This is a genomic window from Geitlerinema calcuttense NRMC-F 0142, from assembly GCF_030285425.1.
Map to the genome: position 1 here is coordinate 1 of NZ_JASVEJ010000002.1, position 12,310 is coordinate 12,310.

Below are 12,310 nucleotides of genomic sequence, written 5' to 3' on the forward strand. Positions count from 1 at the left end.
CTTCGCCAACTTGGCGAACGTAAACATTTTGTCCGCCTGCTTCTTCTTTGCCAATTTCAATTGCCGGATCTCCATGAACAGAGATAAGTGCAATCCGTTGTTGATTTTGAGCAACCATAGTTTCGCGATTGAATTGGTAGGTCGTACAACAGGGCCCGATTAAAGGGCGAATAACCGACCACTCACTCCTTCTTATTGAATAAAATCATTATATCTTATTTATATCGATTGCCCTCCATCAAAAGTTGGAAACTCGTTAGACCAGGGGTAATGAATCAGGGGTGAATCTGATTGAAATTGGGGATCGTTTCCTCGATAATTGTGAGGAAAAGCCTCTAATCCTGGGGGCTTTACATCATTGATAAGTCTTGATATTAACGATGACTCATTTAGCGCTGACGCGGTTTCTGGATGAACGAGGAATCCGGGTTTCCTCGGAGGAAAGGCAGTTCATCCTCACAAAGATGCATTCTCCAACTGGGGAAGGACACTTGTATGCGGATGCAATTTTTGAAGGGGGAGGGATGCGCGGGCTGGCATTTGTGGGCGCATTACGCTGTTGTGCGGATTTAGGTTTGCAGTGGAAAAAATTAGCAGGAACTTCTGCGGGTGCAATTACTGCGGCTCTTCTGGCTGCCAATTTACCCATTACTGAGTTAGAGGAAATTCTGGGCAATTTTGATTACATGAAATTCTTGTCTCGCAAGACGAGTCCGTTGATTTTCAATGGCGATCCCCGGAACGATTTGCGATCGCCATTTCGGATGCTTTTCTGCTTGGTGGTGGCGAGGCGGTTAGGTCAATATTCTGCCGAACCCTTCCGCAATTGGTTGCAACAAATTCTGGCACAACAGCGGATTCAGAGCTTTCAAGACATTCAAAAAATTAAAAGCGATCGCCAACTCAAGGTCGTGGTTTCTGATATTAGTCGGGGGGAGATGTTAGTCTTACCGGATGCGCTCGATCCGAATGCGCCTGCTTTGAGCGATCGCCACAAGCAGTTTCGCCAACAAATCCTTAGCAAATCTGCACTCCAATACCCAGAACAGATGAGCGTGGCGGAAGCAGTACGCCTCTCGATGAGCATTCCGCTCTTCTTTGAACCGGGAAGGTTAGGCGACTCTTGGATTGTGGATGGTGGAATTTTAAGCAATTTTCCCCTGTGGATCTACGACGTTCAACCCCGCCCCGGACAGTCGGTGGCTCCTGCGCCCCGCTGGCCGACCTTTGGCTTTCGGTTGGTGGATAGTACAATCGGACAGGTTTCGGAGATTCAAGGCCCTTTAGATGTGTTTGCGTCTACGATTCGGACGATGATGAATGCTCGCGATCGCTATCATCTGCGCGAAATCGATCAGGGTCGGGTGATTAATCTAGATATTACAGAGGCGAGCGTCACCCCCACCCAGTTTAACCTAACGGCCGACGAGAAAGTCAACCTTTATTGTCTCGGCTATCACTGGACAAAAAAATTCTTCCTAGAAGAGTGGAGTTGGACAGAACACCTGAAAAAACGGGGCTTTAGTCCAACTGGAGAGTGCCTTTAGAAAAAAGTGCGGTCGGCAGTTGCCAGGTCATACTCAAGGCTGATATAATCTATGATTACTGCCGCAAGGAGAGGTGGCTGAGTGGTCGAAAGCGGCGGATTGCTAATCCGTTGTACGGTTTAGGCCGTACCGAGGGTTCGAATCCCTCCCTCTCCGTTCTAAAAACAGTGCTGAGTAGAAAGTGCTGAGTGCTGAGTGGGTTTCTGAGTGCTGAGTAGAAAGTGCTGAGTGCTGAGTGGTAAATACAGTGCAAAGTTCTGAGTTCCGAGTTCCGAGTGGGAACACAGTGCTGAGTTAAAAGTGCTATTGATTTAGCTTTCGCAGAGAGTGCTGAGTGGGTTAAATAGCAACTCCAACTCAGCACGCTTGAAAAGCATTTTGCGACCAATGGGCTTAACGTTCAAATAGACCGCCGAAGTTGTAGCCAACACCCAGTAGGATACCGAACTTGGTGCTATCGCCTAAGAAGGCAACGTTGGCGCTTCCGGTAGCGGTTAGTTGGGGGGTAAGGGGGAAATCTACCCCACCCGTTAACATGGGGCCGACGCGACCGCTAAAATCAAAGGCGACGCCACCCCCCACAAAGGGTGCAAAAGCAACCGGATCGAAGGGTTCCCGCCCCACAATTAAGTCATAGGTGATGGGAACTAGGAGGCTAACGCGGTTGTTGACAATTAGCGAAGGACGGACGGAAAGGTTTTGGGTAAAGCCAATTTTACTTACGGCTGCAAAGCCGAAACGACCGATGGCGCTATCGCCCCCTACACCAATATTGGCACCGATCCCCACATAGCTGACGCCGCCTTCTAAGCGTCTGGGTTCGACACCTTGGGCGATCCTGACTTCAGAAAGTTGAGCCAGTTCGGGAACGGGGGTAAAGGCGGGTTGTTCGCTGAGGCTGGCGGCGTTTGTGATGCTGGTTCCGGGGAAGGGGATCTGGGCCGTTTCTGGAGATGCAGGTTCGCTCTCGGTTTCTGCAACTGTACTGAGTTCTGGGCTTAAGGGTTCAATCTCTTGCGCGATCGCACACAAGCTACCCCCTAGAAGGCTAGCTAGCGCGGCGCTTAGGGGTAAAAACCAAGTTAGGTGTCTCATATCACTCCTCAACCAATTGGATTTAATAGCGATCGCCATCGATCGCAGACTCGATAGGTTTAACCTTGCAGACCTTGCATTGCCCCAACGACCTGTTGGGAAACAAAAGGCAAGATAGCTTCATTTTTACTCTGGGTTTTTCCCTCTGTAAATACAACCAGTAAATAAGGTTGCAAACCGGGAATTTCAATATAGGCACTATCGTGGCGGACTTGTGAGGTTAACCCCGCTTTTGACCACAGTTGAGCGTTTTCGGGCACGCCTTGACCGAAAAATCCGGTGACTTGGTTTTCTGGATCGTTCTCCAGAACAGTTGGATCGAGCGATCGCTTCATCAACGCCATCATCTTCTGCGACGCCTGGGAAGAGACTGCAACCCCCCCAATAATGCTGTGTAAGAGGCGGGCTGTTGCGTCTGTGGTCAGCATATTGCGGTTTTCCATCATTTCACCCAAAAATGCCCGTTCGCGCCCGTAAGCCCCATCTCCCCAGGTCTTTTGGTTCACGTTAATGCTTTCTAATTCCGCCCATCCCAAGGTTTTAAGATAGCGGTTGACAATATTGCGCTGCGACTTCCAGGTTTCAAAGGGGGCGGGGGGCAGTTCCGGACCGCCTGTGGTGCCCGTTAGCACATCAACAACGAGGGCAGTAGCGTCATTGCTAGAATCGACAATCATGTCGCGGATGGCGCGTTCGAGTTCTGGTGAAGGCTGAATCATTTTTTTGTCCACCCACTCGTACACCGCCACGAGATAAAACAATTTCACAATACTCGCCGGGTAAATTCGCTCAACGCCGCGATAGCTATAACCGCGTACGGGATGCTTCCAGAATTCTTCCGGGGATAGCGCCCCGCCCGTGTTGACGGGGACAGGCGGATCGTAGACAATCCAAGTCATTGCAATTTGGTTGCGGGCGAGTTGGGGAAATTCAGCCCAGGTGGTTTCAAGAATGCGATCGCCCAATTGTTGGAGTTGTTCGTCTTTGCGGAAAAAGGTCATCGTTGTTGGGTAGAAAAGGTCTTATGGTGTCTGTTGCTTCAGTGTCTCAGAGTGCGATCGCTCTGGAGTATGTTTGCCAAAGAAATCTCGATCTCTATGATTCTCCAGAGTGCGAGAGGCTGGCAACTCAAGCCGCCGCCGGACGGCATCTCAAGCTAGTGCGATCGCCCCAAGCAACGGCGGTTGAAGTCCGCTTGTGCGAAGATGACTATCCCTGTTGGTTATCCTTAGCCGATCTCGAAACGTTGGCAGAAGCGACAGCCCCCTATCAAGCGGTGGCGCGATCGCGATCGGAGATTGAGGCTAAGTTACCAGAGGCGATCGCATTTGCTCAAACTGCAAGGCAACAGCCCAATTACTATTTATGGGGCGGAACGGTTGGCCCGAATTATGATTGTTCGGGGTTAATGCAAGCGGCGTTTGCCTCAGTCGGGATCTGGCTACCCAGAGATTCTTATCAGCAAGAAGCTTTTACCGAACCCGTCTCGCTGGATGAGTTGAAACCCGGAGACTTGATTTTCTTTGGCACCCCTGAAAAAGCAACCCACGTCGCCCTATATTTGGGGGAAAGCCGCTATCTTCACAGTTCCGGGAAAACCCAAGGCCGCAACGGAATCGCGATCGATCCGTTGAGCGATCGCGGGGATGCCGTCGTGCAAGCCTACTTTAAACAGTTGCGCGGGGCCGGTCGAGTGGTTTGCAGCTATTGCCCGACTTAGCGTTTGGGCCGGGGATTCTGGACTGGCGGCTTGAGGGGTGCGAGTTTTAGTTGGCGAATGGCGATGCTAGCCGACTGGGAAACATAACCGATGGGATCTCTTAAGGCGCGTTGCAGAAAAGGAACCGCTTGCGGGGAGTGAATGCCACCCAAGGCCATAATTGCAGCTTGGCGAACTTTGGGCTTGGCGTCTTGGCTGAGTTTGCCCAAGATTGGGATCAGCATATCGCTGTTGCTACGCAGTCGGTTACGCTTCATGAGGTTGCCTAGGGCGATCGCCACTGACTGGCGCACGTCGGGGCTGGCGTGACGGGCATAATTGATTAATTGGGAGAGCTTACCCACTTGTCCGGTTTCTCCCCACCCTAAAACCTGCTGGCACAGTTCGTAAGGATGCAGGTTTGCGGTTTGTTCGGGAACGAGCAGAATGGGAGATTCGGAGATGGGGACTTGTGGCGGCGCGATCGTGGGATTCATCAGCGCGGCGGATTCCACAACGGGGGCTTGGGGGAGAACGGCGACTAAAGCGGCCTGGTTGCTCTCAATTTTGGAAATTTCGGTTTCTTCGGGATCGGGGAGGGTTTCGTACTGCTGGCGCAGGTTTTGCACGAGTTCCTCAACTCGACCTTCATAGCTAGCTTCTGGAGGGGTGGAAATGGAACCCCATTCAGGATTCAGTAAATCGGCGGATTCAGCAACGGGCGATTGAGGAAGTATAGCTTCGAGGGCTGCTTGGTTGCGTTCGACTCTTGGAATGGGGGGCGCATCCGGATCGGGAAGCGTTTCCTGCTTCTCGCGCAGATGTTGCTGAATCTCGCTCATTCGTCCTTCATAGCTGTCTTCTGGGAAATCAGTCGGACGATCTGTCGCCCTGCGTAGCTCTTGAATTTGCCGTTCGTAGTCGGCTCTAACTTGTTCGAGAGTTTGCTGGGTGCGGGCAAGTTCGGCCTCGTATTGCGATCGCGTGGCTTGGATTGCCTGTTGAATCTGGGCTTCTTGGTTGCTTTGCAATTCGGCGATCGCGTTTTGGGACTGGGTGAGTTGGGCTTCGTAATCTTGCTGGATCGGGACAATGGCTTGCCGCATCCGGGTTTCGTGTTTTTTCTCCAACTCTTCAATCGCTTGGCGAGTCTGTTCTACATGCTCGCGGCGTTGCTGTCCAAGCCGTCTTTCCAAGAGTTGGTAGGCGATCGCCACGCCAGCCAAAAAGCCGACAAGCAAAGCGAGCAAGACAAACACAATCATCCGTAAACCTTCCTCAACAGACAACATCACTCCTCAATTCATATCATTTATTGGCTGGCAAATACGGGAGGCGAGCTAAAAAATTAGCAGCAGATTTGCATCAATTTGTTAATGGTTTATTTACAAAAATTAATATATAAATCCCCTTTTACCCTGTTCAGCGGGATTGAAAATGAACTTTTCTAAAGCCCTCCCCGAATTCTGTAAAGTTATACCCCGGTCGTGCGTAAAATATGAGCTTAAGTTCATCACGATCGTTTCACAACGCGAGGAATAATAAATTATGGCCGATCCAAGAAATATGGAAGTCGTAAAACCCTACGACGGCGATCCGTTTGTTGGACATCTTTCAACCCCCATTTCGGATTCTGATTTTACGCGAGCTTTTATTGGCAATCTTCCCGCTTACCGCAAAGGACTGTCTCCCTTCCGGCGCGGCTTAGAGATTGGGCTAGCCCACGGTTACTTCTTGCTAGGCCCTTGGGTCGTATTTGGCCCCCTGCGCGACTATCCAGGCGCGGCTAACCTGGGTGCTTTAATCTCCGCCGTAGCTCTGATTTTGATTGCAACGGCAGGGATGTCCGCTTACGGCTTCGTTACCTTTAAAGAACAAGATAACCCCCAAGGGTTAACCCCCAAAGTCTCCGACCGTCTGAAAACTGACGAAGGCTGGAGCGAATTCACCGGCGGATTCTTCCTCGGTGGTACGGGTGGCGCGTTTGTAGCTTACTTCCTGTTGGAAAACTTTGAAGCTGTAGACGCGATTTTCCGTGGATTAGTCAATCGTTAGACTTGAGCGAGATTGCTCAATTGAGAACCTTGTGCCAATCGTGTCTGAGGGTCTGACGGTGTGGAGTGTCTGAACCTCCGCAGCTTCAGATCCTTCCTAACTTTTGTTAAGTCTTTTAAGAACTTACAAATTAGGACGCGGGCTACAGTAAAATCCACTTGGAACGTTGTCATTTTACATAGGAAGAAACATTTATGACAGGCGATTACGCTGCTTCTTTCTTGCCTTGGATTTTGATTCCTGTTGTATGCTGGCTCATGCCTTTAGTCGTCATGGGACTGTTATTTATCTATATCGAAAGTGACGCTTAATCCTCGGAAAAATCTTTCCTAAGATGGATTGCCAATCCCTACATAAAAGTAGGGATTTTTTATGGCATCGCTGAAGAATACCTGGGGTTTTCTATCAGCAAATTGGGAGTTCAATTTTAAACACAGTTCCTTCCCCCAAAACCGATTGACAGCTTAAGAAACCACCATGTTTCTCGCAAATAATCTGCTGGCTGATGGACAAGCCTAACCCAGTTCCTTTACCGACAGGTTTTGTGGTAAATAAGGGTTCAAATAAACGCGCTTGTACCTCCGGAGGCATTCCGCTACCATTATCGGCAATCTGAATAATAGCTTTGTTCGGTTCTAGGATTGTAGAAATTGAAATGGTCGGCTGGAATCCTTGAGTATCTAGGGGCGAGCGTTCTTCTTCTAAGGCGTCAATCGCATTGGCTAGCAGGTTCATAAAGACTTGATTCAGTTGACCGGGATAGCATTCAACTGGGGATAAATCGCCATAATTTTTGAGAATCTGAATGGCCGATCGCTTCTGGTTCGCTTTTAAGCGATGCTGCAAAATTAGGAGCGTGCTTTCTAAGCCTTCGTGAATATTGCAGGCTACTTTGTTGGTGGTATCGCAGCGATAAAAGTTGCGGAGAGAAACGCTTAAGGCGGCGATGCGGTCAATTCCAACTTTCATCGAAGAAAGCATATGGGGGAAGTCTTCGATCAGATAGGCTAGATCGATTTCTTCTGCATGATCGCTAATTTCGGGGACGGGGTTGGGATAGTGTTTTTGATAAAGCCTGAGATGATTGAGCAGGTCGGTGTTATAGTCTTCTGCGTATTTAAGGTTGCCAAAAATAAAGCCGACGGGGTTATTGATTTCGTGCGCTACCCCGGCGAGGAGTTGACCGAGGGTTGCTAGTTTTTCGCTTTGGACGAGATGAATTTGGGCTTGCTGGAGTTGATGCAAGGCTTGGGTGAGTTCGGCGGTACGGGCGATGACGCGGGCTTCTAGTTCTTGGGTGAGGGCTTGGAGGGCGGTTTCGGCGGCTAGGCGTTCGGCTATTTCTTGTTGGAGTTGTCCGTTTTGTTTGTCGAGTTCTTCTTGGGCGAGTTGGCGGCTTTCTTCGCTGAGGACTAACCACCAGGAGGCGATCGCAACTAGTACCAGAAAAACGGCGTAGAGTTGGAAAAAGCTGAGTTGCACTTGGGCTGTTGCTTCAACCACTGGGGCGATTTGTTGGGTGTAAAACAGCCACAACACCAGGGCGATAAACCCAGAAATGCTGCTGAAAATTAATAGGAACGATAGCAGCCGCTGACCGATGTGAGGCGAGATTTTTTGAGTATACAGGGTTTGCAGTTGGGCAATCCAAGGATGGTGTGGGTTGGGCTTGCAGCTATCGTGACAGCGGGCATCTAGGCTGCAACACAGCGAACAAATGGCGGTATCGTAGATTGGGCAATAGGCCATATCTTGCGGTTCGTAGAGGTTTGAGCAAATACCGCACGCGATCGCAGTTTCGGAGGTTTCGTGGAAGTGGGTGTTTTCTCTGGCAATGTAATATTTACCTTGGGTGACAATAGCGATCGCAGGCGAGAGGATAAAGGCGACGCCGAGGGCGATGAAGGAAGAGAAGGCTTGGGCGGTGCTGCCAAATGCACCCAAGAAAGCGGCGATCGCGATCGCAGAAGCCACCAGCATTGACCCGAAACCCACGGGGTTAATGTTGTAAAGGTAGGCGCGTTTAAATTCAATATAGGAGGGGCTAAAGCCGAGGGGTTTATTGATGACGAGATCGGCGACTAAGGCCCCCACCCAGGCGATCGCAATATTCGAGTAAAGACCGAGAACGGCGTCTAGGGTGGCAAAAACGCCCAGTTCCATCAACAAAAGTGCGATCGCCACGTTAAAGACTAACCAAACCACCCTTCCGGGGTGAGAGTGGGTGAGGCGCGAAAAAAAGTTAGACCATGCCAGCGATCCGGCGTAGGCGTTGGTGACGTTAATTTTAATTTGCGAAACAATTACAAAAAAGGTAGCCACGCCCAGAACGACTTCTGGGTTATGGAAAATCGCCTCAAACCCCACAAGGTACATTTGAATGGGTTCGTGCGCTTTGGCAAAACTCACGCCCTGGCTGACGGCTAAAGCGGCTAGAAATGCCCCTCCGAGTTGTTTAGCTGCCCCCAACACAATCCATCCCGGCCCGGCTGCAATGGCTGCTATCCACCATTGACGGCGGTTTTCCGGCTGGCGATCGGGCAAAAAGCGCAGATAGTCTACTTGTTCGCCAATCTGAGCAATTAAAGAAAAGGAAACGGTTGCCGCCGAACCAAACAGCAGGGGATTAAAGCTAGCGCCGCTAGGGGATTCTCCGGCAAAGTTAACCCATTGATGCAGGGCTTGAGGGTCTTTACAGAGAATAAAAACATAGGGAGAAATCATCAAAATTAACCAGATCGGCTGCGTCCAAAATTGCAACTGGTTAATTAAGGTGACGCCAAAAAAGACGAGGGGAATAATAATTAAGGAGCAAATAATATAGCCAAGCCACAGGGGAAGGTGAAAATAAAGTTCTAGCGCCTGGGCCATAATTGCGGCTTCTAAGGCAAAGAAAATAAAGGTAAAGGAGGCATAAATTAAGGAGGTAATGGTCGATCCGAGATAGCCAAAGCCCGCCCCTCGCGTCAACAAGTCCATATCAATGTTGTATTCGGAGGCGTAGTAGCAGATGGGTAAACCGGCTAGAAAAATAATGATGGAAACAATAACAATCGCCCAAAAAGAATTCGCAAATCCGTAGCTAATGGCAAGCGAACCCCCAATGGCTTCTAGGGCTAAAAAGGAAATTCCCCCAATCGCAGTATTGGCAACCAAGAGTTCCGACCATTTTCTAAAAGACTTTGGGGTAAAGCGTAAGGCATAGTCTTCTAGGGTTTCAGTGGCTACCCAAGTGTTATAGTCGCGTCTGGCTTTAACAACTTTTGACGCTATAGGAATAGACATAAGCGATTGTCTCTAAATCTACTGAACGCGAACAGATAAGCCTGAACAATGGGTAGAGCGGACTGAATTCATCGCCCAAAGGTTAATGAGTGAATGCGTCCCTGAGATGCTATTCCACTCGCCTCAAGCGGGCAGATTTCGATCTTCATGAACCCGGAAACACAGCTAGATCGAGTATCACTAATGTATCTGCGATCGCGCGCGTGCGATCGTTGTGAGAAATACCATTTTTAAGATTCCCGATAATTCCCCAGAAGTAACATTAATAGATTAAAAAATGTTATAGCAATAATCCAGACCAGACTATCTTTACCCCAATCGATCGGTAATTTTCCATGCAAAAATCCCCCACCCGAAGGTAGGGGATTTTTCTAATGACCTAAAGCTAAGGGTTTAGGTTAACCAAACTTACCTGCTGTTGAAGCAATCACGAAGGCGGCATAGGTGAGGACAAAGCCAACGGTGAAGTGAGCTAAACCTACTACGCGACCTTGAATGATCGACATCGCAACCGGCTTGTCTTTCCAGCGAATCAGGTTCGCCAGAGGCGTGCGCTCGTGCGCCCAGACGAGAGTTTCAATCAACTCTTGCCAGTAACCGCGCCAGCTAATCAGGAACATGAAGCCGGTTGCCCAAACCAGGTGTCCAAAGAGGAACATCCAGGACCAAACAGCCAGGTTATTCATGCCGTACGGGTTGTACCCGTTGATGAGCTGCGAAGAATACAGCCACAGGTAGTCGCGGAACCAACCCATGAGGTAGGTCGAAGACTCATTGAACTGAGCCACATTACCTTGCCAAATGCCCAGGTGCTTCCAGTGCCAGTAGAAGGTTAACCAAGCAATGGTGTTCAGCATCCAGAACATGGCGAGGTAGAAAGCGTCCCAAGCGGAGATGTCGCAAGTACCGCCACGGCCAGGACCATCGCAAGGGAAGGCATAGCCGAAGTCTTTCTTGTCGGGCATCAACTTGGAGCCGCGAGCATCCAACGCACCTTTAACCAAGATTAAGGTGGTGGTGTGCAGGCCGAGCGCGATCGCATGGTGAACCAAGAAATCGCCAGGACCAATGGTTAGGAATAAGGAGTTGGTACCGCTGTTGATGGCATCCAACCAACCGGGCAACCAAACGTTACCGTAGTTGGGCCAAGCAGTGGTCGCAATGCTATCCGGGTTGGACAGCAGCACATCCATACCGTAGAGGGCTTTACCATGAGCCGCTTGGATGAATTGAGCAAACACAGGCTCAATCAAGATTTGCTTCTCAGGGGTGCCGAAGGCAACCACAACATCGTTATGGACGTACAGACCTAGGGTATGGAAGCCTAGGAATAAGGACACCCAGCTTAAGTGCGAGATGATCGCTTCTTTATGCTGGAGAACGCGGTCTAACACGTTGCCCTTGTTTTGTTCGGGATCGTAGTCGCGGACGAGGAAAATCGCACCGTGAGCAAACGCGCCCACCATGATGAAGCCTGCAATGTACTGGTGGTGAGTGTACAGCGCTGCTTGGGTGGTGAAGTCCTTCGCCATGAAAGCGTAAGGAGGCAGCGAGTACATGTGCTGGGCAACCAGAGAGGTAATAACCCCTAATGCTGCTAGCGCAAACGCCAGTTGGAAGTGCAGGGAGTTGTTCATGGTGTCATACAACCCCTGGTGAGGCAGGTTGAACTGACCTTCGTTTTTGATTCCAAACAAAGGCTGTTTCGAGTTCACCATCTCCTTGATGCTGTGACCGATACCGAAGTTTGTCCGGTACATGTGGCCCGCAATGATGAAGATGACTGCGATCGCCAAATGGTGGTGAGCCATATCCGTCAACCACAGAGACTGGGTTTGAGGATGGAAACCGCCCAAGAAGGTCAGAATCGCGGTACCTGCGCCTTCTGCCGTACCAAATACATGGCTAGCAGAATCCGGGTTTTGAGCATAAGCGCCCCAATTTCCGGTAAAGAAAGGAGCCAGACCTGCGGGGTGAGGCAGCGTAGACAGGAAGTTATCCCAGCCAACGTGCTGTCCGCGAGACTCAGGAATGGCCACGTGAACTAAGTGTCCAGTCCACGCTAAAGAGCTGACGCCGAACAATCCAGCTAAGTGGTGGTTCAGACGAGACTCAGCATTTTTGAACCAGGACAAGCTCGGACGGAACTTGGGCTGGAGGTGCAACCAACCTGCGAACAGGAAGACTGCCGACAGGAGCAGGAGGAACACAGCGCCTTGATAGAGGTCGCCGTTCGTCCGCATCCCGATGGTATACCACCAGTGGTAGATACCAGAGTAGGTAATGTTAACCGGGTTAGAAGCACCGCCTTGGGTAAACGCTTCTACCGCCGGTGCCCCAAATTGGGGGTCCCAAATCGCGTGAGCAATGGGACGGACGTTGAGCGGATCTTTAATCCACTGTTCAAAGTTACCTTGCCAGGCTACATGGAACAGGTTGCCAGAAGTCCACAGGAAAATGATTGCTAGATGACCGAAGTGCGAAGCAAAAATCTTTTGGTAAAGATTTTCTTCCGTCATGCCATCGTGGCTCTCAAAGTCGTGAGCTGTGGCAATCCCGTACCATAGCCGACGTGTCGTCGGGTCCTGAGCGAGGTCTTGGCTAAACTTGGGAAATTTTGTTGCCATCT

The 12,310-nt window shown here is 50.2% G+C and carries 9 protein-coding genes and 1 tRNA gene; 5 read left to right on the forward strand and 5 right to left on the reverse strand.

Translation table 11 applies throughout. The annotated features are described in order from the left end of the window. Positions 1–380 precede the first annotated feature (380 nt). Together QQ055_RS00350 and QQ055_RS00355 are read left to right on the forward strand one after the other, a co-directional pair. Positions 381–1,547, forward strand: a complete 1,167-nt coding sequence (locus QQ055_RS00350; protein ID WP_286004047.1) for a patatin-like phospholipase family protein — start codon at positions 381–383, stop codon at positions 1,545–1,547. Between the two features lie 67 nt (positions 1,548–1,614). Beyond that, positions 1,615–1,703 (forward strand) — tRNA-Ser (locus QQ055_RS00355). Between the two features lie 237 nt (positions 1,704–1,940). On the opposite strand, the gene QQ055_RS00360 is transcribed toward QQ055_RS00355, so the two are convergent. Together QQ055_RS00360 and QQ055_RS00365 are read right to left on the reverse strand one after the other, a co-directional pair. Next, a complete protein-coding gene (locus tag QQ055_RS00360) occupies positions 1,941–2,642 on the reverse strand; it encodes a hypothetical protein (protein ID WP_284476854.1) in 702 nt (233 codons plus the stop codon). Between the two features lie 59 nt (positions 2,643–2,701). Continuing rightward, positions 2,702–3,643: a serine hydrolase gene (locus tag QQ055_RS00365; protein WP_284476853.1), complete on the reverse strand. Its 942-nt coding sequence runs from the start codon at positions 3,641–3,643 to the stop codon at positions 2,702–2,704. Positions 3,644–3,666: 23 nt separating this feature from the next. Here QQ055_RS00365 and QQ055_RS00370 point away from each other — a divergent pair, with 23 nt between their 5' ends. After that, complete coding sequence (locus QQ055_RS00370; RefSeq protein ID WP_284476852.1) at positions 3,667–4,362, forward strand: C40 family peptidase; 696 nt, start codon at positions 3,667–3,669, stop codon at positions 4,360–4,362. On the opposite strand, the gene QQ055_RS00375 is transcribed toward QQ055_RS00370, so the two are convergent. After that, entirely contained in the window at positions 4,359–5,606 is a 1,248-nt protein-coding gene (locus QQ055_RS00375; RefSeq protein WP_284476851.1) for a HEAT repeat domain-containing protein, read from the reverse strand. The genes QQ055_RS00370 and QQ055_RS00375 overlap by 4 nt on opposite strands. Positions 5,607–5,889: 283 nt before the next feature. On the opposite strand from QQ055_RS00375, the gene QQ055_RS00380 reads away from it, so the two are divergent. Together QQ055_RS00380 and QQ055_RS00385 are read left to right on the forward strand one after the other, a co-directional pair. After that, on the forward strand, positions 5,890–6,396 hold the full coding sequence (locus tag QQ055_RS00380) for a photosystem I reaction center protein subunit XI (RefSeq protein ID WP_069968870.1): 507 nt from the start codon (positions 5,890–5,892) through the stop codon (positions 6,394–6,396). A gap of 194 nt (positions 6,397–6,590) precedes the next feature. Continuing rightward, on the forward strand, positions 6,591–6,707 hold the full coding sequence (locus QQ055_RS00385; RefSeq protein ID WP_071958183.1) for a photosystem I reaction center subunit VIII: 117 nt from the start codon (positions 6,591–6,593) through the stop codon (positions 6,705–6,707). A 94-nt stretch (positions 6,708–6,801) separates the two neighbouring features. Here QQ055_RS00385 and QQ055_RS00390 read toward each other — a convergent pair whose 3' ends face one another. Together QQ055_RS00390 and psaB are read right to left on the reverse strand one after the other, a co-directional pair. Then, positions 6,802–9,681: an ATP-binding protein gene (locus QQ055_RS00390; RefSeq protein WP_286004048.1), complete on the reverse strand. Its 2,880-nt coding sequence runs from the start codon at positions 9,679–9,681 to the stop codon at positions 6,802–6,804. A gap of 398 nt (positions 9,682–10,079) precedes the next feature. Then, positions 10,080–12,308: a photosystem I core protein PsaB gene (gene psaB / locus QQ055_RS00395; RefSeq protein WP_069968872.1), complete on the reverse strand. Its 2,229-nt coding sequence runs from the start codon at positions 12,306–12,308 to the stop codon at positions 10,080–10,082. Positions 12,309–12,310 lie beyond the last annotated feature (2 nt).

Excerpts from the sequence above, each read along its gene's own strand:
- QQ055_RS00350 (WP_286004047.1), top strand. The coding sequence starts at position 381 with ATGACTCATTTAGCGCTGACGCGGTTTCTGGATGAACGAGGAATCCGG.
- QQ055_RS00360 (WP_284476854.1), bottom strand. The coding sequence starts at position 2,642 with ATGAGACACCTAACTTGGTTTTTACCCCTAAGCGCCGCGCTAGCTAGC.
- QQ055_RS00365 (WP_284476853.1), bottom strand. The coding sequence starts at position 3,643 with ATGACCTTTTTCCGCAAAGACGAACAACTCCAACAATTGGGCGATCGC.
- QQ055_RS00370 (WP_284476852.1), top strand. The coding sequence starts at position 3,667 with ATGGTGTCTGTTGCTTCAGTGTCTCAGAGTGCGATCGCTCTGGAGTAT.
- QQ055_RS00375 (WP_284476851.1), bottom strand. The coding sequence starts at position 5,606 with ATGATTGTGTTTGTCTTGCTCGCTTTGCTTGTCGGCTTTTTGGCTGGC.
- QQ055_RS00380 (WP_069968870.1), top strand. The coding sequence starts at position 5,890 with ATGGCCGATCCAAGAAATATGGAAGTCGTAAAACCCTACGACGGCGAT.
- QQ055_RS00385 (WP_071958183.1), top strand. The coding sequence starts at position 6,591 with ATGACAGGCGATTACGCTGCTTCTTTCTTGCCTTGGATTTTGATTCCT.
- QQ055_RS00390 (WP_286004048.1), bottom strand. The coding sequence starts at position 9,681 with ATGTCTATTCCTATAGCGTCAAAAGTTGTTAAAGCCAGACGCGACTAT.
- psaB (WP_069968872.1), bottom strand. The coding sequence starts at position 12,308 with ATGGCAACAAAATTTCCCAAGTTTAGCCAAGACCTCGCTCAGGACCCG.